This window comes from Actinosynnema sp. NPDC049800 (genome assembly GCF_040656635.1).
Classification (GTDB): Bacteria; Actinomycetota; Actinomycetes; order Mycobacteriales; family Pseudonocardiaceae; genus Actinosynnema.
Genome location: NZ_JBFAMT010000036.1, coordinates 71,159 through 95,131 on the forward strand (window position 1 = coordinate 71,159; position 23,973 = coordinate 95,131).

Below are 23,973 nucleotides of genomic sequence, written 5' to 3' on the forward strand. Positions count from 1 at the left end.
GCCGCCATACAGACCTGCCTGACCTCGGGGTCACGTTGAGTAAACGTTTTCACGAGGTCAGGCAGGTGTCGCAGCTGGAGGCGCTCCCGGCTAGCGCAGGGAGGACGCGAGGCCGATGCCCTGTTCGCGCAGTGCCCTGGCGACCGTCTCCGCGATGCGGGCGGCTCCGGCGGCCTCGAAGTGGGTGTGGTCGTTGCAGAAGAAGGCTCCGACCGCGCCCTGGCTGTAGTCGCCGTTGTTGGGGCACAGGCCCAGCGTGTTGTACAGCGCGATGCTGCGCTTGTGCAGGTCGATGACCGGCACCTGGTCGGCCTGGCCCTGGGCGATGGTCTCGTTCACGAACCCGCGGGTGGCCACGGCGGTCGAACCGGAGCAGCGGATCGCCGAGACGGGCGTGACGTAGATCGGTTTCACGCCGCGCGCCTTGGCTTCGCGACCCATGGTGGCCATCAGCTCGCGGTAACGGGTGGTGCCCACGTGGCGCGGGCAGTTGCGGTCGCCGTCGTTGATGCCGAACTGGATGATCAGCCAGTCGCCGGCCTGCATGCCGGTGGTCGAGAGCATGTTGGCCCAGCGCGAGGCGTAGGTGCGCGGGCTGACCACGCACTCGCCGGCGGAGTCCATGGTGCTCTTGACGTTCGACTCGTACAGCCAGGTCTGGATGCTCCGGCCGCCGACGGCGTTGTTGACGACGGTGACGTCGTCGTTGAACAGCCGGTCGAACTCGCGGCCCCAGCCGACCGGGCACGTGCTGCTGCCGTTGGCCATGGTCGAGTCGCCGGCCAGCCACACCTTGAACGGCGCGGCGGCGGTCCCGGGGCCGGCGGCTTGTGGCGCGGCGCAGGGGGCGGGAGCGGGCGCGGCCTGGGCCGGCGCGACCACGACCGCCATCGCCGCGCACACCGCCGCCGTGACCGCGAGACACCTGTTCCTCATCGAGATCCTCATTGATCCTCCATGTCGTTGCGACGGAATTCGGGACGTCAGCGGACCTGCGTCGAGCGGATCACGCCGAGCCGGACGGCCTCGTTCAGCACCAGGTTCGACATGGTGGCCGCGCCGAATTCCGAGAAATGGGTGTTGTCGCCCTTTTCCCGGGTCAGGAAGAGGTTCTGGGACGCGGTGACGCCGAGTTGTTCGACCAGGGTGGCGGAGAGCGAGGTGAGGTCGATCAGCGGCGCTCCTTGCGCGCGGGCGACCGTCTTCATCTCATTGGGCAGGTTCACGCCGACCCCGTTGACGTGGCGCGCGGTGCCGGTGAGCCGACCGGACGAGTCGAACAGCCTGCGGACCGGCGGCGTCACCAGCACGGGCGCGCCGCCCGCCGCGCGCACGTCGCGGACCATGCGGGTGAGGTTGTCGCGGAACGCGGTGGCCGAGGTCTGCTTGTCGTTGTGGCCGACCTGGATCACGACCGTGTCGCCCGCCCGGGTCTGCGACCGCACCGCGGGGAACAGCGCCGGGTTGGACAGCACCGAACCCGAACTCTCACCGGAGTCGGCGTAGTTCGCCACCGACAGGCCTTCGCGCAGGCGCGCGGGCAGCGCCTGGCCCCAGCCGGCGTAGGGGGCGACGGGCTGGTCGCACACGGTCGAGTCGCCGACCAGGAACAACGCCGGCGGCCTCACCTGCTTGACCGCGATGGCCTCGACCGCGGGGGCGCGACCGTCGAACACCAGGGTCAACCCCGGCGTGCCGGTGCCACCCTGACCGGTCGGCTGCCCTTCGGGATTGCGCACGTTGACGGTGAGGACCCGGTCGGTGAACTGGCCCACGCCGGTGTCGACGGCGGCGAGCACCCGCCGGCGGGCCTCGGCGGTGATGCCGGTGTTCGCCGCACGGGAGGAACTGCCCAGCCGCACGGTCACGTCGTAGTGCCCTGGCGCGACGTCGTAGCGGCAGGTGATCGGTCCGGTGCCGGTGCAGTTGGCCGGCGCGGCGCCCGCGGGCGCGGCGCCGAGGGCGGTGAGCGCGCCCGACGCGAGCGTCACGGCCAGCGCCGCGCGGAGGACGGTCGTGAAGGTGGGCATGGGTGTGCTCCTTGCTGCGGTTCGACCGCGGGTGAGCGGGTGGGGCGCGGGCGCGCCGGAGGCCGCTCCACGTCCGGGACAGGAGGCGGTCCCGGACGTGGAGCGGGCAGGGGTGACCGGGGCGCGGCTCAGCCGGTCGAGAGGGCGGAGGACAGGATCGGCGCGAGCCGGTCGGCGATCTTGCGGTGGCCCTGGTCGTTCGGGTGCACGTTGTCCGTGGTGTCGGTGGCCTCCACGATCCAGCCCGTGGTGTCCACGAACCGCACCTTCGGGTCGTTGACGATGCCGACGGCGGCCTGCGTCTCGGGGATGAAGCGCTTCCGGAAGGTCTGCAGCGCCAGGACCGTGGCGTTCGGGTACTTCTGCCGCGCCCGCTGGATCAGGGTCACGTAGGCGCTCTGGAACTGCTCCTTGGTGACGTTGTGGCCGACGTCGTTGGTGCCCAGGTTGATCACCACGGCGTCGGCGCGGTACCGGGAGAAGTCCCAGTTCGACGCGTCGGCCTGCAGCCCGGTGCGCAGGAACCGGTCGCTCATGCCGATGCACCCGTCGGCCGCCGACACCAGGCACGCACCGCCCACCGCGATCTGGGTGTGGCCCGCGCCGAGGCGCTCGCCGACCAGCCAGCCGTAGGCGGTCAGCGCCTGCTTGGACGACTGCTGGCCCACGGTGATGGAGTCGCCGACGAACTCGATCAGCTTCGCGGGGACGGGCGGGGCGAACGTCGTCGCGCCCGCGTCCAGCTGGATGCCCCGGTAGACCGCGTCACCCCGGTAGGAGCCGGCGATCGGCCGGTAGGACACCCGCAGCGTGTGGTTGCCCGCCGCCAGCGGCGTGGGCGTGAGGTTCACCGTGCCGCTGCGGTTGACGTAGGAGACGTCCGGACCGCCGTCGATGCTGACGTAGAAGTCGATCGCGTTGCGCTGCTTGAGCTGCACCGTCCGCCCGGTGAACCCGACGGTCACGTAGGCGCCCGCCCACTCCGAGACGTACGCGGTGGGGTCGGCGGTGTTCCACCGGCCGAAGTACTTGACGTTCGGGTCGGTCGGCGCGCCCGTGCCACCCGGCGTGCCGCCGCCCAGGCGGACGAGCTGCCACTGCTGGTTGGCGCCGGAGTTGATGTCGTACTGCGAGACGCGCGCGCCGTCGGCGGTCGAGCGCTCCCACACGTCCAGCGCCTTGCCGCTGTTGCGGTTGACGAACCGGACGTGGCCGCCGTCGGTGTCCACGAGGCCGAACTGCTGGTTGGCGGCGTCGCGGTCGGTCCACTGCACCACCTCGGCGCCGTTGGCCGTCGACGCGGAGGCGATGTCCACCACCTTGCCGCTGTGGCGCGACTTGAGCCGGTAGTACCCGCCGCCGGAGTCGACGAACTGGAACTGCTGCGCGGACGAGTCGGTCCTGGTCGCCTGCACCACGGCGCCACCGTCCGTCGTGGACTGGACCTGCATCGCCTTGCCGCTGTGGCGGGCGACGACCACGTACGTGGCCGCGGTGTCGACGGTGGCGGCCTGGGCCGACGGCGCGACCGGTGCGAGCGCGACCGCCGCGACCGCGGCCACCAGCACGGACCGCACGACCGCACCGCATGACGACAATGTCATGTACGTGCCTTTCACCTGGAGTTGGCACAGCGGCGGAGCCGCCGGGATGAGAGGACATTTCCGGTGCGATAGTCGCGCCGATTTCCCACCGCCGTCAATGGCCGCATCTCGTATGGGAGCGGACCGTCGAATATTCGACGGAGTGGCGTATTGCCTTTTCCGGCACGTCCGCCATCCGCACTAGTGGACAAACAGGTCAGCACTCGACGAACCGGTATGCACAGATAGCCCGACAACCCGGACGCCGCGCCGTGGAAAGCGCTATCCAGGTCGTGGTCGCACACCGGTCCGACCGCGACGCTACGAATGCCGCCACCCCGGTGTCAACAGCCCGGGCGAAAAAGTTTCGCTCGCGGTCCGGGCATCGCCCGAACGGTCCAGCAACGGCGACCACCTCGACCGCGAGACGTCACGAACCGCCTGCGCCGCCCCGGGTTGCGCCACCCGGGACATTGTGGACGGAGGACGGACCGACCGACGTTGATCGGTCCACGCCCGATCGGGCACTCCCGTGTCGCAGTTCTCGTCGAACGTTCGACGAGAAGCCGCCGTTCGCCTCGGTGGCGCTCCACCGGACGGCGGATCGACTGGGAACGTGCACAGTACTTTCGGAGGCTGATGTCCAGCAATACCAACACACTTGACGTGTTTACATATGTGACACGGCTCGCTACTGTGCACGTTCACAGCCGCCTGCCGCCTTCCCCTCGCAGCACCTCCCATCGGTCCTCGTGTCAGGTGCCATCTGCACCAAGGAGTCAGCCATGACCATGCAACGACGGACGTTCCTCGGCGCGAGCGCGGCCGGAGCGGTCGGCGTCGGCCTGTCCCTGCTCGGCGTCGGGCAGGCGTTCGCGGATCCCGCGCCCTCCACCACGTATCCCCTGGGCGTGCGCCGGTACAACTGGACCCGCGGCAGCCGCCCGTGCACCACCTACGTCTACTACCCCGCCGCCACCGGCACCGTCGGCGGCGCCCCGGTCACCGACGCCCCCGTCGCCAACGGCGTGTTCCCGGTCTACAACTTCACCCACGGCTACAGCAGCAGCCCGCAGAACTCCCTGTTCATCATCCGGGCCCTGGCCTCGGCGGGGTTCATCGTCCCCGCCCCGCACTTCAACCACAACTTCGCCGACGTCAACAACGGCAACACCTCCAAGGACGTCTCGCAGATCCTCACCAACACCCTCGCCCTCAACACCAGCGGACCACTCGCCGGGCACATCGACACCGGCATCGGCGTCGGGGTCTCCGGCCACTCGCTGGGCGGCATGACCACCCACGGCCTGCTCACCTCCTGGCCCGACAGCCGCATCGTCTCCGCCAACCCGCAGTCCTGCGTGGACATGGGCAACCCCGCCGGCTCCGTCAACGCCAAGGTCCTGTTCGTCCACGGCGACCGCGACTCGACCACGCAGTACTCCTCGGCCCGGCAGGCGTACGCGGAGCTGACCTGGCCCAAGGCGTTCCTCACCTTCGTCGGCGGCAGCCACACCAGCTTCTGGAGCGACCAGCGCTTCCCCAGGACCGTCGTCGACTGGGCCCGCTGGACCATGTACGGCGACACCGCCGCCCGCGACCGCCTCCCGGCCGATGCCTCCGGATCCGACACCCGCTGGGAAGCCCAACTCGGCGACACGCCCGGCGGCCCGGTCGCCTACACCCTCACCGCCCAGCACAGCGGCAAGGCCGCCGACGTCAACGAGGCCTCCACCGCCGCCGGCGCGCGGCTCGTCCAGTGGACCACCAACGGCCGCCCCAACCAGCAGTTCGAGTTCGTCGACCTCGCCGACGGCCACGTCCGGATCAGGGCCCGCCACAGCGGCCTGTACCTCCAGGCCGCCGGCAGCGGCTCCGACGTCACCCAGCAGCCCGACACCGGCGCCACCGACCAGCACTGGCGGGTCGTCGACCACGGCGGTGACGTGATCAGCCTCGTCAACCGGCGGTCCGGGCTGGCCATGGACGTCTGGGAACACTCCACCGCCGACGGCGCCCGCATCTCCCAATACGCCTACAGCGGGGGTCCCAACCAGCGCTTCGCCCGCCGCCGCGCCTGACGCGGGACCCGCTGCCGCAGCGACGACCCGGCTGCGGCAGCGGGGCGGCCAGGCTGGTGGTCAGGCCGTCGTCCTACGCCGGTTCGCGCCACCGTGGCAGGTCCATAGGATCAGCACGGCGACGTTGGCCGTCGAGGCGCAGTCCGGAGTGGACGTTGCGGACCGAGGGCCAAGGCCGTGACGCGGGCGTGCTCCTCAGGCGCTGCCGCCGCGCACGACCTCGGTCGGCACGAGGAGGCCCGCGTCGTCGTCCGGACCTCCCTCGACCTGGCGCAGGCAGCGGGCGACCAGCTCGCGCGAGATCCGCTCGACCGGGATGCGGGCGCTGGTCAGGGTCGGTTCGGTCGCCAAGCCGACCGCGCCGCCGTCGAACCCGGTGACCGCGACGTCCGAGCCGACCCGCAACCCGAGCGAGTGCGCCACGTTCACCACCACCGCGCCGACGGAGTCGCTGCCGGTCACGATGGCGCTCGGCGGGTTCTTCCCGGTCAACAACCTGCGGGCCCGGGCGCGGATCCCCGCGTCCGTGCCCAGGTAGACCGACGCCTTCGGCACGCGCAGGCCGTGCCCGGCCACCCCGGCGGTGAAGCCCTCCAGCCGTTCGGCCTTCCAGTACTCGTCGCCGGCGAGCCCCAGGTAGGCCAGCCGCTCGTGCCCCTCGGCCACCAGGAGGTCCACGATCGGCCGCACGCCGGCGACGTTGTCCACGTCGACCCACCGCTGCGGCAGGTCGGGCGCGAGGCGGCCGAAGCAGGCGAACGGCATGCCGCTGTCCGCCAGGAACCTGGCCCGCTCGTCGTCGACCCGGGACTCCGACAGGATCATCGCGTCGACCGCGCGCCGGGCGACCAGGTCCTTGAACACGCCGAGCGGGTCGTCCCGGCGGTGGGTGAACACCAGCACCTGGTGGTCGACGTCGGCGGCGGCCTTCACCAGCGCTTGCAGGAAGTGCAGGGTGAAGCCCTGCATGGTCTCCAGCTGCTCGCCGAAGATGTGGTAGCCGAGCTGCATCGTCCGCCGCGACCGCAACGTCTGCGCGGCCCGGTTGGGCTGGTAGCCGAGCGACCGCATCGCCTCGGTCACGCGCTCGAACGTGACCTGCGAGTAGTACGAGTCGTGCCCGTTGAGGACGTTCGACACGGTCTGCCGGGACACGCCCGCCGCCGCGGCCACGTCCACGATGCTGATCCGCCGCCCGCCACCCCTGGACGCCCGCCCGCCTGCTCCCACGCCCACATGATCCACCCATCGTGACGACGGTCGCAATCGACCCCGCGCCGGAGGGCCGGTCGGCGAACGCCCGCTCGCCGACCGGCCCTCCACTGTGGACGGTAGGTGCCGTTCAGCCCGGTTCGACGGGCAGCCACAGCTCGCAGGTGGCGGTGCTGAAGTCGTCCGCGCGGTCCAGGACGGTGACGATCGAGGGTCCAGGCCGCAGGCGCCACGGGTTGGAGGGGAACCACTCCGTCGCGGTCGCGGCCCACGTCGTCTGCAAGGCCTGGGGGTAGGCCCCGGCCGTCCGGAAGACCGCCCACCTGCCCGCCGGCACGTCGATGCCGTCGAGGTCGTCGGGCGCCGGGGTGTCCCGGGTGACGGCGACCCCGTGCAGGTAGGTCAGCTCGCTGCCCTCGGCGCCGTCGGGGTCGACGTCGTCGCAGACCTGGAGCAGGCCCTGGGGCTCGGTGTCGCCGAGGGCTTTGAGCCGCACGTGCTCCTCCGCCGGCAGCGCGGTGATGTGCTCCTGGATGTGCGGGTTGACGCCGTGGTGGATGAGCGGGACGCGGGTCGCGTGCCCGACGAGCCGGAACGCGGGGCGGTCGACGATGCGGGTGTCCATGGGGGTGCTCCCTTCGACGGTCAGGCGGAACCTGAGCTGCGGTTGTGCGCGAAGGGGGCCTCCGCCGCGGCGGACGTCGCCGGGGTTGGCTCCGTGGACCGCCCGGAACGCGCGGCCGAACGCCTCGCTCGACCCGTAGCCGTGCCGGACGGCGATGTCGAGCAGGTCGCCCTCGCCGCGGACGACGTCGGCGGCGGCGACGGTCATGCGCCGCCGCCGCACGTACTCCGAGAGCGGCATGCCCGCCAACGACGAGAACATCCGGCGCAGGTGGTACCCGGTCGTGCCGAGCCGCCTGGCCAACCCGTCGACGTCGAGCTCCTCGCCGAGGTGCTCCTCGACCAGGTCGACGAGCCGGTTGAGTGCCGAGATCACGATGGCCTCCCTTCGACGTCAACCCTGCCCTCGGCCACCCCGACCGCGCCCGACCGCGGCGAACCGATCCGATCAGCCCGTCGTCCGGCGCGTCACGCGGAGGGCCGGCCCGCGAGAGCGGCGACGTCGACGAAGAACGCCCGGTACCGCGTCACGTCCTCCGCGCTCACCGGCAGCCTCCGGAACGGGTACAGCTCCTGCGGTTGCTCGGAGTAGACCGGCCCTCCGGGAGTGGTCCGGGCGCCGATCACGATCCGCGTCCGGCCGGGCTTGTCGGCTTCGAGCCAGACGCCGAGCCACGCGAGCGGAACCCGGAGGGAGCCTTCGGTGCGACGCTGGAAGACCTCCAGGACCTGACCGTCGACGATGATCAACGTGTCGTCGTCGTGACCGAAGGTGAGTGCGCTCATCCGGACATCTTGGCGCATGCCTCCGGCCACGCACGTGGAGTGCCGGGGCTCAGGGCCCGGACGCCGCGGGCGTGTCCGCGATCAGCGCCGCCAGCGGTGTGGCGAGGTCGCGCGGGGAGAACAGGTCGGGACCGCGGTAGCCGACGACCTCCGGCAACGACCACCAGCGCAGGCCGGTGAGGTGCTCGGCCGCCAGCTCGCCGTCGGACAGCGCGCCGCGCGGCGTGAACGACCGGGTGCGGACGAGGAAGTAGTCGTTCACCACGCCGTCGTGGCCCGGCGCGTAGTCCGGCCCGACGGCTTCCTGACGCCACGCCGGCAGCGGTTCGGCGTCGAAGGCGGTGAGCCCGACCTCCTCGCGCAGTTCGCGGCGCAGGGCAGCGAGCCGGGTCTCGCCGGGTTCGACGCCACCGCCGGGAGCGGCCCACACCACCGTCGTGCCGGCCGGGCCGGGCACGGCGTGGCGGCAGAGCAGGACGCGGTCGTCCTCGTCCAGGACGACCGCGCGAACCGAGTGGCGCAGGTTCACCGTGGGCACCCGGTGACCCTATCGAGCCTTCGCGGGCCCGTGATCACGGCGCGTTCAGTACGGGAACCGCGCCGACTGGTCGTGCCGTGCTCGGACGACGATCGACTCGTCGTCGGCCGGGTCGTAGAACACGTCGACCGCGGCGCCGACCACCGGCGCGGCGAACACCGAGGTGATCATGGTGGCCACGGCGGTGCGCGGGCCGGACGTGCCCTGGTAGGTGACGCGGACCGCGAACCGCGGGCTCCCCATCCCCCAGTCGTGGGTGAACTCGACGTGGTCGATCCGCCCCGTGACCCGCCACCCCGTGTGTTCTAGGTCGGGTGAGGCGTCCTGCCTCGCCGTCTTCCGCGCCGCGTGCACGAGCAGTGCGCCGGTCACCACCGTGAGCTCGGCGAACACGCCGGGCAGGAGGTACGGCGCGTAGTAGACGACCCAGTCCACGAGCATCCACGCTTCCCCCGGCCGTCCGTCGGCCGCCGGACGGCCGCCGACCGCCTCGGGGACCGTCCAGGACGACGCCGCGAGGGCCGTGCCGATCGCCAGGCCGAGGAACGTGGCGAACCGGCCGACGCCGGACCCCGTGCCGGACCACCAGGAGGCGCCCCAGTCGGCCCAGCTCATGGCGAACCCGAGCGTGGACGCGATCGTGACGAAGACGCCGAAGACCACGATCAGCGAGATCGTCGACGGGCCCCGCCCCCAGGCGTCGACCCGGTCGAGGGCCATCAGCCGGAAGCCGTCGAGGAGGCCGAGCGCGCCGGACCACCCGACCACCGCCCAGCTCAGCGAGGTCGGCGCGCTGAGCAGCCACACCTTGCGTCGTGCCTCGCGGTCCCGCCTCGGGTCCTCCGGCAGGCCCAGACCGGCCCACCAGAACCTCCCGTAGGGGAACATGAGACCTCCTCGTCCGTGTCCCCGCGGGCGGTTCAGTCGACGAGCCCGAACACCCCGACGTTGGCCGGGTCGGCGGGGTCGATCCGCGCCTCGTGCCTGGTGCCCGGGGTGTACTGCGAGAACGCCATGGTCGGCACCAGGTGCGTGATCGTGGTCCGGTAGGTCGTGCCGTCCGCGCGGGTCACGTCGAGCGCGGAGGTGTACTGGAGCTGGCCGGCGACCGCCCTCCCGGTCGGTTCGAGCGTGCGGACCACGGCGGTGGCCGGTTCGCCGGACTCGTGGAGCCTGCGCAGGTTGCGGCCGTACTCGTTGACCTCGCGCTGCTGGCGCAACTGCTCCTCGCCGGGCAGCGCGAGGAACGCGGCCATCGCCGGGTCGTCGGTCATCGTGCCGAACGCGTGCGACACCATGCCGAGCGTCGGCAGCTGCGGGCGGATGTCGTGCCCCTCCGCGGCGGCCTCCCGCTGGAACTGCGCCGCGTGCCGCTGGAAGTCCTGCTCGCCGCGCGCCGTCGCCTGCCGCGTGGCGTTGTCGATCTTGTCCCGAAGCTTCTTGAACACGGTGTCCTGCCTTCCGAGCCGCTGACGTGGTGATCACAGCGTGCGGCGGACCAGGCGCCCTACCGGTCCCAGGTTCGCCGGTTGCGGAAGCAGAACGTCCGGAACCGTGGTTAGCCTGCCCGCATGACCGACGACACCTCGCTGCGCGTGCCGGGGGCCGGGACGACGGGCCCGATCACCGAGGGGCAGGTCCACGTCGTGCCCGCCAACGAGGCGTCGTGGGACGACCTGCGGGACGTGTTCGGGACCTCCGAGCCGGGGCAGTGCCGGTGCCAGCGGTTGAAGGTCGTCGGCTGGTTCTGGCGCGACACCACCCAGGAGGAGCGCACCGCGATGTTGCGCGAGCAGACCGCGTGCGACACCCCGGACGCGCAGGTCACGAGCGGTCTGGTGGCCTACGTCGACGGGGTGGCGGCGGGTTGGGTCGCGGTGGAGCCGCGCACGGCGTACCCGAAGCTGCGCACGTCCCGCATCCCGTGGAAGGGACGTGAAGAGGACAAGGACGACGGCACGACGTGGGCGGTGACCTGCTTCGTGGTCCGCAAGGGCTTCCGGGGCCGCGGTCTGACCTACCTGCTGGCCCGCGCGGCGGTCGACTTCGCCCGCGGTCGCGGCGCCCGTGCCCTGGAGGCCTACGCGATGATCACCGAGCCCGGCCGGGACGTGATCTGGGGCGAGATGCGCGTCGGCGCGCGCCAGGTATTCGAAGAGGCCGGGTTCACGCAGGTCAGCCACCCGACGCTGCGCCGGGTCGTCATGCGGGTCGACTTCGAGCGCTGATCGTCACCGGCCCGCCGAATTCCATTCGACGAGCCCGAGCGATATCGCACACATCGTCCGTCGAGGCGGCCAACTCCGATTCGGCCCCGGACAGCCCGCCGTCCTCGATCAGGTGAACACCGCTCACCGAACGGGGATCACGAAACGCGAATGTTCGTCGGGTGTGGTTCTCGCGGTGGCACGGGGCGCGAAGCCGCACCTCGGTCGTGACAAAAGTGCAGGTGAGGGCGTTCGTGGCGACGAGAGTGCCCTTCCCGTGGGGGTACGAGCGGCCTGGTGGCCGTAGTCTTCCCAGGCTGGCCGCGGCACAGCGCGGGTCGGCCCGGGGAAGAGCACGGACGCGGCCCGGATCGGCACCACAGGCTCGAGGGCACGTACAGAAGGGAATGACCGGTCGGATGTTCCGCCGTATCGCGATCGTCAACCGAGGAGAAGCCGCGATGCGGCTCATCCACGCGGCCCGGGAGTTGGCCGAGGAGACAGGTGCCGCGATCGAGACGATCGCCCTGCACACCGACGTGGACCGCGGCGCCGCGTTCGTCCACGAGGCGGACGTCGCCTACGACCTCGGGCCGGCGTCCACCCGTCCCTACCTCGACCTGAAGGTGCTCAAGAAGGCGCTGGTGGAGACCGGCGCCGACGCGGCCTGGCCGGGCTGGGGCTTCGTCGCCGAGGACCCGGCGTTCGCCTCCCTGTGCGACGAGATCGGGGTCGCGTTCGTCGGCCCGAGCGCCGAGGCCATGCGCAGGCTCGGCGACAAGATCGGCGCCAAGCTGCTCGCCGAGGAAGTCGGCGTGCCGGTCGCGCCGTGGAGCCGGGGTCCGGTGGAGTCGCTGGACGCGGCCCTGGCCGCCGCGGCCCGGATCGGCTACCCGCTGATGCTGAAGGCCACCGCGGGCGGCGGCGGTCGCGGCATCCGCGTCGTCACCAACGAGGCCGACCTGACTGACGCCTACGAGCGCACCAGCCAGGAGGCCGCGCGGGCGTTCGGCAGCGGCGTCGTGTTCCTCGAACGCCTGGTCACCGGCGCCCGCCACGTCGAGGTTCAGGTCATCGCGGACGGTCAGGGCACGGCGTGGGCGCTGGGCGTGCGCGACTGCTCCGTCCAGCGGCGCAACCAGAAGATCATCGAGGAGTCGGCGTCCCCGGTGCTCGGCGCCGACCAGGCCGCCGACCTCAAGGCCTCCGCCGAGCGGCTGGCCAACGCGGTCGGCTACCGGGGCGCGGCCACCGTGGAGTTCCTCTACCACCCCGGCGAGCGGACGTTCGCCTTCCTGGAGGTCAACACCCGCCTGCAGGTCGAGCACCCCATCACCGAGTCCACCACCGGGTTCGACCTGGTCAAGGCCCAGCTGTGGGTGGCCGCGGGCAACCGGCTGGAGGGCGCGGCGCCGGTCGAGCGCGGACACGCCGTCGAGGCCCGGCTCAACGCCGAGGACCCCGACCGGGACTTCGCGCCGTCACCGGGGCGCATCGCCCGGCTCTCCCTGCCCTCGGGCCCCGGCATCCGGGTGGACACCGGGGTCCGCGAGGGCGACACCATCCCGGCGGACTTCGACTCCATGATCGCCAAGATCATCGCCCACGGGCGCGACCGCACCGAGGCGCTGGGCAGGCTGCGCCGCGCCATGGGCAACACCACCGTGGTCATCGACGGCGGCGCGACCAACAAGAGCTTCGTCCTGGACCTGCTGGATCAGCCCGAGGTCCTGGACGGCAGCGCGGACACCGGCTGGATCGACCGGGTCCGCGGCGAGGGCAGGCTCGTCGCGCACCGCCACGCCGCCGTGGCCGTCGCCACCGCCGCGATCCAGGCCTACGAGGAAGAAGAAGGCGCCGAGCAGCAGCGACTGCTGTCCACCGCGTTCGGCGGCCGGCCGCAGGTGCGGCACGAGCACGGCCGCAGCCTCGACTTCAAGCTGCGCGGTGTCACCTACCGGGTCCGGGTGACCCGGGTCGGCGCGCAGCGGTTCCGGGTCGGCATCGAGGCCGGCGGCCAGGTCGGCGCCGCCGACGTCGAGCTGGACCGGTTCGACCCGCACTCCGGGCAGATCCGGGTCAACGGGACCCGCCACCGCCTGCTCATCGGCACCACGGGCCCGGTGGTCCTGGTCGAGGTGGACGGCGTCGCCCACCGGGTCAGCCGGGACGAGGGCGGCGTGCTGCGCTCCCCCGCGCCCGCGCTCGTCGTGGCCACCCCGGTCGGGGTCGGCGACGAGGTGGAGGCCGGGGCGCCGGTGCTCGTGCTGGAGAGCATGAAGATGGAGACGGTGCTGCGCGCGCCGTTCGCCGCACGCGTCAAGGAGTGCGCGGTGGCGGTCAACAGCCAGGTGGCCAGCGGCGCGCCGCTGCTGCGGCTGGAACCCCTCGCCGAGAACGACGTCGCCGACACCGCCGCCGACCAGCCGGTCGAGCTCGACCTCGCCCCGCTTCCGGACGCCTCCCCCGCCGACCGCGTCGAGCGCGGCCTGCAGGAGCTGCGCGGGCAGCTGCTCGGCTTCGACGTGGACCCGCACGACGACGCCAGGGTGCTGCGGGACTACCTCGACGCGCGGCAGGAGGCCACCGCGGCGGGCCGGCGTCCGCTGGCCGGGGAGGTCGCCCTGCTCACGGCGTTCGCCGACCTGGCCGAGCTGAGCCGCAACCGCCCCGCGGGCGAGGACACCGGCGGCGGTGGCCACGTGCACAGCGCCCGCGAGTTCTTCCACACCTACCTGCAGAGCCTGGACGTGGACCGCTCGGGCCTGCCGGAGCGCTTCCAGCGCAAGCTCGCCACGGCGCTCGCCCACTACGGCGTGACCAGCCTGGACCGCACCCCGGAGCTGGAAGCCGCCGTCTTCCGGATCTTCCTCGCCCTGCAACGGGCCACCGCCGACGCGGGGGTCGTCGCGGCGATCCTGCGGTCCTGGCTGAACGAGGCGCCGCCGGACGACGCGCTGCGCGACACGGTCGGGCTCGCCCTGGAGCACCTGGTCTCGGCCACCCAGGTGCGGTTCCCCGCGGTCTCCGACCTCGCGCGCGGCGTCGTGTTCGCCTGGCTCGGCCAGCCGCTGCTGCGCCGCAACCGGGCCCGCACCTACGCCGAAGTCCGCAAGCACGTGCGGTACCTGACCGAGCAACCGGACGCGCCCGACCGCGACGAGCGGGTCGCCCGCATGGTGCGGACCACCGAACCGCTCGTGCGGCTGTTCAGCCAGTACCTGGAGCGCAGCCCCCTCGACAACGCGCTGATGCTGGAAGTGCTGACCCGGCGGTACTACGGCAACAACCGCCTGGTCGACATCCGCACCAGCACGATCGGCGAGCGCACCTTCGTGACCGCCGAGCGCACCGACTTCACCGTGGTGTCCACCGCGACCAGCCACGACGACCTCGGCGAGGCGCTGCGCAGCCTCGGCACCCTGGCGGCCGGCACGGGCACGCTGGAGGCCGACGTCTACCTCGCGTGGCGCGACCAGCCGGAGGACGCCGCCGAACTGGCCGCCGCGCTGGCGGCCGTGGTCGGCGCGCACCCGCTGCCCGAGCAGGTCCGCAGGCTCACGCTCACCGTCGCGGGCCGCGGCGGCTCGGTCGGGCACCAGCACGTGACGTTCCGCCCGGCCGGTCCCGGGATGGCGGAGGACCGGCTGATCCGGGGGCTGCACCCCTACATCGCCCAGCGGATGCAGCTGGAGCGGCTGCGCGAGTTCGACCTCACCCGGCAGCCGTCCTCCGACGAGGACGTCTACCTGTTCCACTGCGTCGCCCGGGACAACCGCGCCGACGAGCGGATCGTGGCCTTCAGCCAGATCCGGGACCTGGTGGCCCTGCGCGACCACGACGGCCGCCTCGCGGCGCTGCCGACCGCGGAGAACACGCTGGCCACCTGCCTGGACTCGATCCGGCGCGCCCAGTCGCTGCGGTCGTCGTCGGCGCGGTTCAACACCAACCGCATCGTGGTCTACGTCTGGCCCGCCAGCGACATCACCCGCGAGGAGCTGGAGATGCTGGCGAAGCGGATCCTGCCCACCACGGCGGGCGCGGGCCTGGAGGAGATCGAGTTCATCCTCCGGCAGCGGCACGAGTCCGGTGAGCTGGTGCGGGTCGCGCTGCGGATCTCCTTCGACACCACCGGAACCCCGACGCTCTCCTTCGGCGAGCCGTCCGACGCGCCGATCCTGCCGCTGGACGGCTACCGGCAGAAGGTGCTGCGGGCGAGCAGCCGCAACACGGCGTACCCGTACGAGATCACCGGCATGATCGGCGAGTTCACCGAGTACGACCTGGACGAGACCCAGGCGCTGGTGCCCGTGGACCGCCCGAAGGGCCGCAACACCGCGGCCATGGTCGCGGGCGTGGTCAGCACGCCGACCGCGCGGCACCCGGAGGGCGTCAAGCGCGTCGTGCTGCTCGGCGACCCGACCGACTCCCTCGGCGCGCTGTCCGAACCGGAGTGCCGCCGCGTGATCGCCGCGCTCGACCTGGCCGAACGGCTCCAGCTGCCGGTCGAGTGGTACGCGCTGTCCGCCGGCGCCCGGATCTCCATGGAGTCCGGCACCGAGAACATGGACTGGGTGGCCGCCGCGCTCAAGCGGATCGTCGAGTTCACCCAGGGCGGCGGCGAGATCAACGTGGTGGTCGCGGGCATCAACGTCGGCGCCCAGCCGTACTGGAACGCCGAGGCCACGATGCTCATGCACACCAAGGGCGTCCTGATCATGACGCCCGACTCGGCCATGGTGCTCACCGGCAAGCAGTCGCTGGACTACTCCGGCGGCGTGTCCGCCGAGGACAACTTCGGCATCGGCGGCTACGACCGGGTCATGGGCCCCAACGGGCAGGCGCAGTACTGGGCGCCGGACCTGCCGTCGGCCCGGGACCTGCTGATGGCGTACTACGAGCACACCTACGTCGCACCCGGTGAGGACGGGCCGCGCCGGGTGGCGACGACCGACCCGCACGACCGCGACGTCACCGGCTACCCGCACCAGGCGGCGGGCAGCGACTTCACCGCGGTCGGGCAGATCTTCTCCGCGCAGGACAACCCGGACCGCAAGAAGCCGTTCGACATCCGGGTCGTGATGCGCGCGCTGGCCGACCAGGACCGCCCGGTGCTGGAGCGCTGGGCGGGCATGGCCGACGCCGGGACGGCGGTCGTGCAGGACGTGCACCTGGGCGGCATCCCGGTCTCCCTGGTGGGCATCGAGTCACGTCCGGTGGAGCGGCGCGGCTTCCCGCCCACCGACGGGCCGGACACCTACACCGCGGGCACGTTGTTCCCGAAGTCGTCGAAGAAGGTGGCGCGGGCGATCAACGCGGCCAGCGGCAACCGGCCGGTCGTGGTGCTGGCGAACCTGTCCGGGTTCGACGGCTCGCCCGAGTCGATGCGCGCGCTCCAGCTGGAGTACGGGGCGGAGATCGGCCGGGCCGTGGTGAACTTCCGGGGTCCGATCGTGTTCTGCGTGATCTCCCGGTACCACGGTGGCGCGTTCGTGGTGTTCTCCAAGGCGCTGAACCCGAACATGACCGTGCTCGCCGTGGAGGGCTCGTTCGCCTCCGTGCTCGGTGGCGCGCCCGCGGCCGCGGTGGTCTTCACGCGGGAGGTCGCGGCCCGCACCGCGGCCGACTCCCGGGTCCGCGACCTGGAGGCCAGGAGCGCGGCGGCGACCGGCGCCGACCGGGCCGCGCTGACGGCCGAGCTGGACGAGGTGCGCTCCGCGGTCCGCGCCGAGAAGCAGAGCGAGATCGCGCGCGAGTTCGACCGGATCCACAGCATCGGCCGCGCGGTCGAGGTCGGCTCGGTCGACGCCGTGATCCCGGCCGTCGAGCTCCGGCCCCGGATCATCCAGGCCCTGGAGTCCCGGCGGGCGTAGCGGGTTCGACGACGGGGGGACGGCGTTGCGGCGCCGTCCCCCCGTCGCGTTGCCGATGCACGCCTGGCCTGTCACCCCGGTTCCGGCGCCGGGTTCGATCCTGCGGTGCGCCCCTTCCCGGCAGGTGGTCTCCGTACTAGCCTCGAGGTGTGAGAGCGCTCTCACGGTGAGTTCCCACCACGCCTTCGAGGCACCGCAAAGGAGACCCCATGCGCTTCTCCTCCAGCGCCGAAGGAACACCCGCAGGAACGTCCACGACAAGGACCAGGCGGCTCACGGCGGCCGCGACCGCCGTCATCGCCACCCTCGCCCTCGCCCTCGCCGCGCCGACGGCTTCCGCGACCGAACCGACCACGTCCGCCGACTGCCAGGTGTCCGCACTGGGCCAGACCGGTCTGCGCGCCGCCGACCCGAGCGTGATCCGCGTCGGCGGCACCTACGTCTCGGCGCAGGTCGGCGGTGGCGGCATCCAGGTCCGCCAGGCGTCGTCCCCGGACGGGCTGGCCGCCGCGACCGCGCGCCTCGTGTGGCGCGACGCGCGCAACCTCGGCTCGGTGTGGGCGCCCGAGATCGTCCGCGACGGCGGTCGGTACTACATCTACTTCACGGCCGGCCACGACGCGGCGCACCGCATGTACGCGATCAGCTCCGCCTCGCCGGACTCCGGCTACACCGGTGAGGTCTCCCTCGCCCTGCCGGGTGGCCGGTGGGCGATCGACGGGGTGCCGGTGACGTTCAACGGCCAGCGCTACTTCATCTGGTCGGGGTGGGAGTGCACCACCAACGTCGAGCAGAACCTCTACATCGCCCGCATGTCCGACCCGCTCACGGCGGTCGGCAACCGCTACGTCATCTCCCAGCCGCGCGAGCCGTGGGAACGCGTGGTCGGCAACCCGTTCATCAACGAGGCGCCTGAGGTCATCAAGGACCCCAACGGCCAACTGCACGTGGTGTACTCGGCCAACGGCAGTTGGAGCGAGCAGTACTGCCTGGCGGACCTGCGACTGCGCGCCGGCGGCGACCCCACCCACGTGTGGGACTGGTACAAGTCCAACGGCTGCCTGTTCGGCTCCAACCGGGCCACCATGATGACCGGCTGGGACCCGACCCTGCACGTCAACGGGCCCGGCCACCACACGTTCGTGCTGCTCGACGGCGACATCGCCACCAGTCCGCCGGCCGGCCCGAAGTTCCCGATGGTGTACCACGCGGTGCCGAAGGGCACGCCCTACCACTGGGACAACCGCTACTGGTACACCGGCACGTTCGTGTGGTGGGGCAACACGACCTACCGCCGCGCCAACGTGCCGGGCGCGACGGCGGACACCGGGTGGGGCCTCAAGTTCTTCGAGTAGCCGTTCGACGATCACCGGTCCCCTCACCGCGCTGCCGCCCGTCCCGCGGAGTTCGCGGACGGGCGGTAGCGTGCCGGTGCCGGGCATCGAAGGACGGAGGGCGGCTCATGGCCGAGGTCACCGCGGTGGACGTGCTGCTGGACGGGTTCGGGCGGGTTCGGGAGTCCGTGGAACGCGTGCTGGACGGCCTCGCCGGACCGCGGCTGACGTACCGGGTGGGTGGCTCGGCCAACTCGATCGCGTGGCTGGTCTGGCACCTGACCCGGGTGCAGGACGACCACGTGGCGGAGGTCGCGGGCGACGAGCAGGTCTGGACCGCCGACGGCTGGGTCGAGCGCTTCGGCCTGCCGCTGCCCGCCGACGACACCGGCTACGGCCACGGCGGCGAGCGGGTCGCCGCCGTGGACGCGCCCGCCGCCCTGCTGCGCGACTACCACCGGGCGGTGCACGAGCGCACCGCGGCGTACCTGCGCGGCTTGAGCGGTCACGACCTGACGCGGGTCGTCGACGAGTCGTGGGACCCACCCGTGACGCTGGCCGTGCGGCTGCTCAGCGTGATCGAGGACGACCTCCAGCACGTCGGTCAGGCCGCCTTCGTGCGCGGTGTGCTGCCCGAGGACTGACCTCGGGTCGAGGTTTCCGGAGTTCCGGCACGCCCACGGCCTTGGGGCCGGACATCGTTGCCAGGCCGGAGAATTCCACGCCGACAGGTATTCCGAAGTCATGGCGCGGGCATTCGTTGACACCGCGTCCGGGCCGTCGGCATGATGACCGCCAGTCACGACGGCGGTGTCTTGCAGCCCACTTCCCGAGGCCGGACCACACGTCGCCGCCGCCTGGGGTGGAAGGCTTCACATTGACCGACGACCGACCGGTGGACCCTGCGCTCTACGCGGCGCACCGCGACTTCTTCGACGCCACGCGGCCCGAGACGCCGTGCCTGCTGCTCGACCTCGACGTCGTCACCGCCCGGCACCGGGAACTGCGCGCGGCCCTGCCCGATGCCGCCGTCTACTACGCCGTGAAGGCCAACGCCGACCCGGACCTGTTGCGGCACTTGGTGGAACTGGGCTGCGGCTTCGACGTCGCCAGCGTCGGGGAGCTCGACGCCTGCCTGGCCGCGGGCGCGGACCCGGCGTCGATCTCGTTCGGCAACACGGTGAAGAAGGAGTCGGCGATCCGCTACGCGCACGAGCGCGGCATCCGGCTCTACTCGATCGACTCGGCGGCGGAGCTGGCGAAGGTCGCGCGGGCCGCGCCCGGCGCGGAGGTCTGCTGCCGCTTCATCGTCCACACGACCGGCGCGCAGTGGCCGATCAACCGGAAGTTCGGCTGCACCGAGGAGGACGCGGTCGCGTTGCTGCGCGACGCGGTGGCGCTCGGGCTCACGCCGCGCGGCACGACGTTCCACGTCGGGTCCCAGCAGCGCGAGCCGGACAGCTGGGCGAGCGGTGTCGCCACCGCCGCGCGGGTCGCGGCCAAGCTGGCCGCCGAGGGCATCGAGCTCGACCTGCTCAACCTCGGCGGCGGCCTGCCGGTCCGCTACGAGGCGACCGTGCCCGCGCTGGAAACCTACTTCACGGCGATCGACCGGGCCGTCGCGGAGTCCTTCCCGACCCGGCCGACGCTGATCGTCGAGCCGGGCCGGTACCTGCCCGGTGACGCCGGGATGCTCCGGTCCGAGGTCGTGCTGGTGACCGAGCGGGAGCACGGCCTGCGCTGGGTCTACCTCGACGTCGGCCGGTACAACGGCCTGGTCGAGACCGAGGACGAGGCCATCTCGTTCCCCGTCGTCGCCGTGCGCGAAAACGGCCGGTTCGCCGACGAAGCGGCCCCGGCCGTGCTCGCGGGACCGACGTGCGACAGCACCGACGTCCTCTACGAGCGCACACCGGTGTCGCTGCCGGTCGACCTGCGACCGGGCGATCACGTCGACATCCTCGCGACCGGCGCCTACACGACGCCGTACGCGTCCGTCGGGTTCAACGGCTTCCCGCCGTTGCCCAGCCACTGCTTCGGCGCGACCGACCACTGAGACCGGTGCGCCACAACGGAACCTTCGTGGGAGAGGAGCCGCTGATGTCCGACGAGTACACCTGGGCGTTCGACGGGAAGCGCTACCGGATGTACCGCTTCCCGAAGGAAGTCGAGAACGGCATCAAGGAGCTCAACCGCAGCGACAACTGGCACGCCGCGCTGGCCTGGCTGGAGGACGTCGTCTGGATGGCCTTCTGCGCCTGGCTGTGCCTGGGCGTCTCCTACTGGTTCTACCCGTTGGCGGTGCTCGTGATCGGCGCCCGCCAGCGGGGGCTGTCGACCATCCTGCACGACTGCGCGCACGGCATCGGCGCGTCGAACCGCAAGGTGCAGATGTTCGTCGGCACCGTGCTCACCGCCTACCCGATCTTCCAGCAGCACTACGCGTACAAGATCTCGCACGTCTTCACGCACCACCCGAAGCTGGGCAACCCCGAGGGCGACCCGGACCTGAAGTTCTTCATCGAACAGCGGGCCTACGAGATGTCCTCGCCTCGCGCGTACGTGCTCCGCACGGTCATCATGCCGTTGTTCGGCACGCAGACGTGGGCGTACCTGAAGTACTTGGTGCGCAACCGCTACCGGTTGCTCAAGCAGGGCCGCGTGCGGTCGGCGGACACGCCGCAGACCCCGATCGGCAAGCGCAAGCGGGTGCTCGACCGGGTCGGCTTCTGGGCGTTCTGGACGACCGTCGTCGCGGTGTGCGCGTCGCAGGGCTGGACGCTGGAGCTGCTGCTGTTCTGGGTGGTGCCCTACCTGACCAGCTTCCAGATCCTGGGCTGGTACATCGAGCTGTCCGAGCACACCCCCCTGGTGCGGGACTCCAACGTGGACCTCTACATGACGCGCAACCGCAAGAGCCGCACGTGGGAGAAGTTCCTCACCGGCATCCACAACGACAACTACCACCTGGAGCACCACCTGGACCCGCGCACGCCGTTCTGGAACCTCGGCAAGGCGCGGCGGGTGCGGCTGGCCGACCCGAACTACGCGGCGGTGGACCGTCAGCTGGGCGGTCTGTTCACCAAGGGGCCCGAGGGGCAGCAAAGCGCGATCAGCGCCATCGTGGAGTCGATGACCTACAAGCCGGAGCAGCCGCATGTCGCCGCCTGAGCGGCCGAGGTCGGCCGGCAAGACCTACCGGCGGGTGGAGTCGGGCGTCGTGCACGGCGGCGCCGAGCTGCGGTTGGGCATCACCGATCCGGTCGTGACGCCGATCTTCCAGACCGCGGCGTACGAACTGCCCGACGCGGCCACCGCCGCCGACATCTTCGACCTGCGCGTGGACGGTCACGCCTACACGCGGTTGAACAACCCCACGTGCGACGTGCTGGAGGCCAGGATCGCCGCGGTGGACGACGCCCCGGCGGCCCTGGCCGTCTCCTCCGGCCAGGCGGCGATCACGCTGGCGCTGCTCAACCTGTGCCAGGCGGGCGACAACGTGGTCAGCTCCAACGAGCTGTACGGCGGCACGTGGAACCTGCTGGCCAACACGTTCGCCCGGTTCGGCATCGAGACCCGGTTCGTCAGCCCGGAGAAGCCGGAGAACTTCGCCGACGCCACCGACTCGCGGACCCGGTGCTACTTCGGCGAGACGCTGCCCAACCCGAAGCTGCGGCTGTTCCCGATCGAGGAGGTCGCCGCGATCGGCGAGGAGCTCGGCGTGCCGCTGGTGCTGGACAACACCATGCTGCCGCTGGTGTGCCGGCCGCTGGAGTTCGGCGCGCACATCCTGGTCTACTCGGCGACGAAGTACATCGGCGGCCACGGCAGCGCGCTGGGCGGCCTGATCGTCGACTCCAACCGGTTCGACTGGACGCGCCACGCCGAACGGCACCCGCTGCTCACCGAGCCGGACCCGGCGCACGGCAACGTGGTCTGGACCGAGGCGGGCGCGAACCTGGACAGCTCGCTCGGGCGCAGCCCGTTCCTGCTCAAGGCCCGCGAGACGCTGATGCGCGACCTCGGGCCGTGCCTCAGCCCGTTCAACGCGTTCCTGCTGCTCCAGGGCATCGAGACGCTCCCGCTGCGGATGCGGGCGCACGGCGAGAACGCGGAGGCGGTGGCGCGGTACCTCGCCGACCAGCCGTCGGTGGTCTCGGTCCGCCACCCCGGCCTCGGCGACGCCGAGGAGGTCGAGCGGCTGCGGCGGTACACCGGCGGCAACGGCGGTCCGCTGGTGCAGTTCGAGCTGGCGGGCGGGCTGGGCGCGGGCACGCGGTTCATCGAGGCGCTAAGGATGATCTCGCACGTGACGAACATCGGCGACGTGCGCTCGATGGCCACCCACCCCGCGTCCACCACGCACGCCCAGCTGCCCGAGGCGGACCGGCTCGCGGCGGGTGTCTCGCCCGGCTCGATCCGGCTCGCGATCGGCCTGGAGCACGTGGACGACCTCATCGCCGACCTGGCGGGCGCGCTGGCGGTGGCCGGGTGACGGGCAAGCCGCTGGTCGCCCTCGCGGCGGCCGTCGAGCAGGTGGACGGCGTGGCGCACGTGGCGGTGCGCGAGGTGTACGTGCGCGCGTTGGAGCAGGTCTCCGGCTGCGACGTCGTGGTGATTGGCGGGCCGGCCCCGGGCCTGGCGCAGGTGGTGGACCGGTTCGACGGCGTGGTGTTCGGCGGGCACGAGAGCAACGTGCTGGCGCGGTGGTACGGCGGCGAGCCTGGCTCGGGGCGGGCCGACCCCGACCGGGACGAGCTGGCGCTGAGCGTCATCCCCGCCGCGCTGCGCGCGGACGTCCCGGTGCTCGGCATCTGCCGGGGCTTGCAGGAGCTCAACGTGGCGCTGGGCGGCACGCTGCGCGACGTGCCCGGGCACACCGAGGACCTCTCGCTGCCCCGGGACGAGCAGTACCTGCCCGCGCACCCGGTGCGCCTGACCGAGGGCGGTGTGCTGCACCGGTTGCTCGGCGAGCCGGGCGTCGAGGTGAACTCCTTGCACCGCCAGGCGATCGACCGGCTCGCGCCCGGCCTCCGGGTCGAGGCGGTGGCGCCGGACGGCGTGGTCGAGGCGGCGTCGGCCGAGGGGTCGGCGTTCTGCCTCGCCGTGCAGTGGCATCCGGAGTGGTACGCGGCGACGGACCTCGTGTCGGTGGCGCTGTTCACCGGGTTCGGGGCCGCCGCGGCGGCGCGTGCGGCACGGCGTGCGGTCGTCTGACGGGACAGCCGTTCCCCGGCGCGTCGGCGGCGCGGACCACCGGGACCGTCATCCGGACGCACGCCGCCGCGGCGTCCGCAGGTGGGTGGCGAGCACCAGACCGGCGTCGAGCACCTGGTCGCGGACGGCTGCCCACGCCTCCCGCACGGCGGCGCTCGGCAGTGTCCGCCGGGCGCCCCAAGCGCTCTGGGTGCTGCTCGGCCTGAGCAGGTCCAAGCGCACCGGTGGTCGCGGGAACCGCCGCGGCGCCGCTCGGGCCGGCCGCACCGCGTCCACCGTCACGCCGTGCTCGGCCGCGCGCCGTCGGGCGGCGTCCAGGTAGTCCTCGCTCAGGTCGACGCACGTGACGTGGTGTCCGCGTGCCGCGATGGACACGGCGTGCCGCCCGGGACGTCGAGGACGCGGGAGCCGTCCGCCAGGCCCAGTTCCCGCTCGATCAGCGCCACCTGGCCGTCCGTGGCGCCCGCCGCCTGCTCGTGCAGGCGGCG

Annotated in this window: 19 protein-coding genes; 9 read left to right on the plus strand and 10 right to left on the minus strand. The window is 72.1% G+C overall.

What is annotated here, in order from left to right; genetic code table 11:
• Positions 1–90 precede the first annotated feature (90 nt).
• From AB0I91_RS30960 to AB0I91_RS30970, 3 genes are all read right to left on the minus strand, one after another.
• Positions 91–936, minus strand: coding sequence for an SGNH/GDSL hydrolase family protein (locus tag AB0I91_RS30960; RefSeq protein ID WP_499640125.1), 846 nt, complete (start codon positions 934–936; stop codon positions 91–93).
• Positions 937–983: 47 nt separating this feature from the next.
• A complete protein-coding gene (locus AB0I91_RS30965; RefSeq protein WP_499640127.1) occupies positions 984–2,030 on the minus strand; it encodes a rhamnogalacturonan acetylesterase in 1,047 nt (348 codons plus the stop codon).
• Between the two features lie 128 nt (positions 2,031–2,158).
• Entirely contained in the window at positions 2,159–3,607 is a 1,449-nt protein-coding gene (locus tag AB0I91_RS30970; protein ID WP_499640129.1) for an RICIN domain-containing protein, read from the minus strand.
• 791 nt (positions 3,608–4,398) lie between these two features.
• Between AB0I91_RS30970 and AB0I91_RS30975 the strand changes: the two genes are divergently transcribed.
• On the plus strand, positions 4,399–5,694 hold the full coding sequence (locus AB0I91_RS30975; protein WP_499640130.1) for an RICIN domain-containing protein: 1,296 nt from the start codon (positions 4,399–4,401) through the stop codon (positions 5,692–5,694).
• 195 nt (positions 5,695–5,889) lie between these two features.
• Here AB0I91_RS30975 and AB0I91_RS30980 read toward each other — a convergent pair whose 3' ends face one another.
• From AB0I91_RS30980 to AB0I91_RS31005, 6 genes are all read right to left on the minus strand, one after another.
• On the minus strand, positions 5,890–6,924 hold the full coding sequence (locus AB0I91_RS30980) for a LacI family DNA-binding transcriptional regulator (protein ID WP_499640132.1): 1,035 nt from the start codon (positions 6,922–6,924) through the stop codon (positions 5,890–5,892).
• Between the two features lie 112 nt (positions 6,925–7,036).
• Positions 7,037–7,906: an AraC family transcriptional regulator gene (locus AB0I91_RS30985; protein ID WP_499618011.1), complete on the minus strand. Its 870-nt coding sequence runs from the start codon at positions 7,904–7,906 to the stop codon at positions 7,037–7,039.
• A 92-nt stretch (positions 7,907–7,998) separates the two neighbouring features.
• Entirely contained in the window at positions 7,999–8,316 is a 318-nt protein-coding gene (locus AB0I91_RS30990; protein WP_499618012.1) for a hypothetical protein, read from the minus strand.
• 49 nt (positions 8,317–8,365) lie between these two features.
• Positions 8,366–8,854, minus strand: coding sequence for an NUDIX domain-containing protein (locus AB0I91_RS30995; RefSeq protein WP_499618013.1), 489 nt, complete (start codon positions 8,852–8,854; stop codon positions 8,366–8,368).
• Positions 8,855–8,899: 45 nt separating this feature from the next.
• Entirely contained in the window at positions 8,900–9,742 is an 843-nt protein-coding gene (locus AB0I91_RS31000) for a DUF3592 domain-containing protein (protein ID WP_499640134.1), read from the minus strand.
• Positions 9,743–9,774: 32 nt separating this feature from the next.
• On the minus strand, positions 9,775–10,302 hold the full coding sequence (locus AB0I91_RS31005; protein ID WP_498786203.1) for a hypothetical protein: 528 nt from the start codon (positions 10,300–10,302) through the stop codon (positions 9,775–9,777).
• A 123-nt stretch (positions 10,303–10,425) separates the two neighbouring features.
• Here AB0I91_RS31005 and AB0I91_RS31010 point away from each other — a divergent pair, with 123 nt between their 5' ends.
• From AB0I91_RS31010 to AB0I91_RS31045, 8 genes are all read left to right on the plus strand, one after another.
• Complete coding sequence (locus tag AB0I91_RS31010; RefSeq protein ID WP_499618016.1) at positions 10,426–11,082, plus strand: GNAT family N-acetyltransferase; 657 nt, start codon at positions 10,426–10,428, stop codon at positions 11,080–11,082.
• Between the two features lie 398 nt (positions 11,083–11,480).
• Positions 11,481–16,934: an ATP-binding protein gene (locus AB0I91_RS31015; RefSeq protein WP_499640136.1), complete on the plus strand. Its 5,454-nt coding sequence runs from the start codon at positions 11,481–11,483 to the stop codon at positions 16,932–16,934.
• A 209-nt stretch (positions 16,935–17,143) separates the two neighbouring features.
• A complete protein-coding gene (locus AB0I91_RS31020; RefSeq protein ID WP_499640138.1) occupies positions 17,144–18,289 on the plus strand; it encodes a glycoside hydrolase family 43 protein in 1,146 nt (381 codons plus the stop codon).
• 107 nt (positions 18,290–18,396) lie between these two features.
• A complete protein-coding gene (locus AB0I91_RS31025) occupies positions 18,397–18,912 on the plus strand; it encodes a mycothiol transferase (RefSeq protein ID WP_499618019.1) in 516 nt (171 codons plus the stop codon).
• A gap of 251 nt (positions 18,913–19,163) precedes the next feature.
• Entirely contained in the window at positions 19,164–20,324 is a 1,161-nt protein-coding gene (locus AB0I91_RS31030) for a type III PLP-dependent enzyme (protein WP_499640140.1), read from the plus strand.
• 44 nt (positions 20,325–20,368) lie between these two features.
• A complete protein-coding gene (locus AB0I91_RS31035) occupies positions 20,369–21,439 on the plus strand; it encodes a fatty acid desaturase (protein WP_498786168.1) in 1,071 nt (356 codons plus the stop codon).
• Positions 21,426–22,763 (plus strand): O-acetylhomoserine aminocarboxypropyltransferase/cysteine synthase family protein, encoded by a 1,338-nt coding sequence (locus tag AB0I91_RS31040; RefSeq protein WP_498786166.1) that lies wholly within the window; start codon positions 21,426–21,428, stop codon positions 22,761–22,763. The genes AB0I91_RS31035 and AB0I91_RS31040 overlap by 14 nt, the downstream gene beginning before the upstream one ends.
• Positions 22,760–23,485, plus strand: coding sequence for a gamma-glutamyl-gamma-aminobutyrate hydrolase family protein (locus AB0I91_RS31045; RefSeq protein ID WP_499640142.1), 726 nt, complete (start codon positions 22,760–22,762; stop codon positions 23,483–23,485). The genes AB0I91_RS31040 and AB0I91_RS31045 overlap by 4 nt, the downstream gene beginning before the upstream one ends.
• Before the next feature lie 48 nt (positions 23,486–23,533).
• Here the strand turns inward: AB0I91_RS31045 and AB0I91_RS31050 are convergent.
• Positions 23,534–23,973, minus strand: a 440-nt coding sequence (locus AB0I91_RS31050) for a methyltransferase domain-containing protein (protein ID WP_499640144.1), incomplete at its 5' end; no start/stop codon positions are given.

What these genes read in the sequence shown, in the direction of transcription:
- AB0I91_RS31010 (WP_499618016.1), top strand. Translation starts at nt 10,426, where the DNA reads ATGACCGACGACACCTCGCTGCGCGTGCCGGGGGCCGGGACGACGGGC.
- AB0I91_RS31035 (WP_498786168.1), top strand. Translation starts at nt 20,369, where the DNA reads ATGTCCGACGAGTACACCTGGGCGTTCGACGGGAAGCGCTACCGGATG.
- AB0I91_RS30965 (WP_499640127.1), bottom strand. Translation starts at nt 2,030, where the DNA reads ATGCCCACCTTCACGACCGTCCTCCGCGCGGCGCTGGCCGTGACGCTC.
- AB0I91_RS30990 (WP_499618012.1), bottom strand. Translation starts at nt 8,316, where the DNA reads ATGAGCGCACTCACCTTCGGTCACGACGACGACACGTTGATCATCGTC.
- AB0I91_RS31000 (WP_499640134.1), bottom strand. Translation starts at nt 9,742, where the DNA reads ATGTTCCCCTACGGGAGGTTCTGGTGGGCCGGTCTGGGCCTGCCGGAG.
- AB0I91_RS31020 (WP_499640138.1), top strand. Translation starts at nt 17,144, where the DNA reads ATGCGCTTCTCCTCCAGCGCCGAAGGAACACCCGCAGGAACGTCCACG.
- AB0I91_RS31040 (WP_498786166.1), top strand. Translation starts at nt 21,426, where the DNA reads ATGTCGCCGCCTGAGCGGCCGAGGTCGGCCGGCAAGACCTACCGGCGG.
- AB0I91_RS31015 (WP_499640136.1), top strand. Translation starts at nt 11,481, where the DNA reads ATGTTCCGCCGTATCGCGATCGTCAACCGAGGAGAAGCCGCGATGCGG.
- AB0I91_RS30960 (WP_499640125.1), bottom strand. Translation starts at nt 936, where the DNA reads ATGAGGAACAGGTGTCTCGCGGTCACGGCGGCGGTGTGCGCGGCGATG.
- AB0I91_RS31025 (WP_499618019.1), top strand. Translation starts at nt 18,397, where the DNA reads ATGGCCGAGGTCACCGCGGTGGACGTGCTGCTGGACGGGTTCGGGCGG.
- AB0I91_RS30975 (WP_499640130.1), top strand. Translation starts at nt 4,399, where the DNA reads ATGACCATGCAACGACGGACGTTCCTCGGCGCGAGCGCGGCCGGAGCG.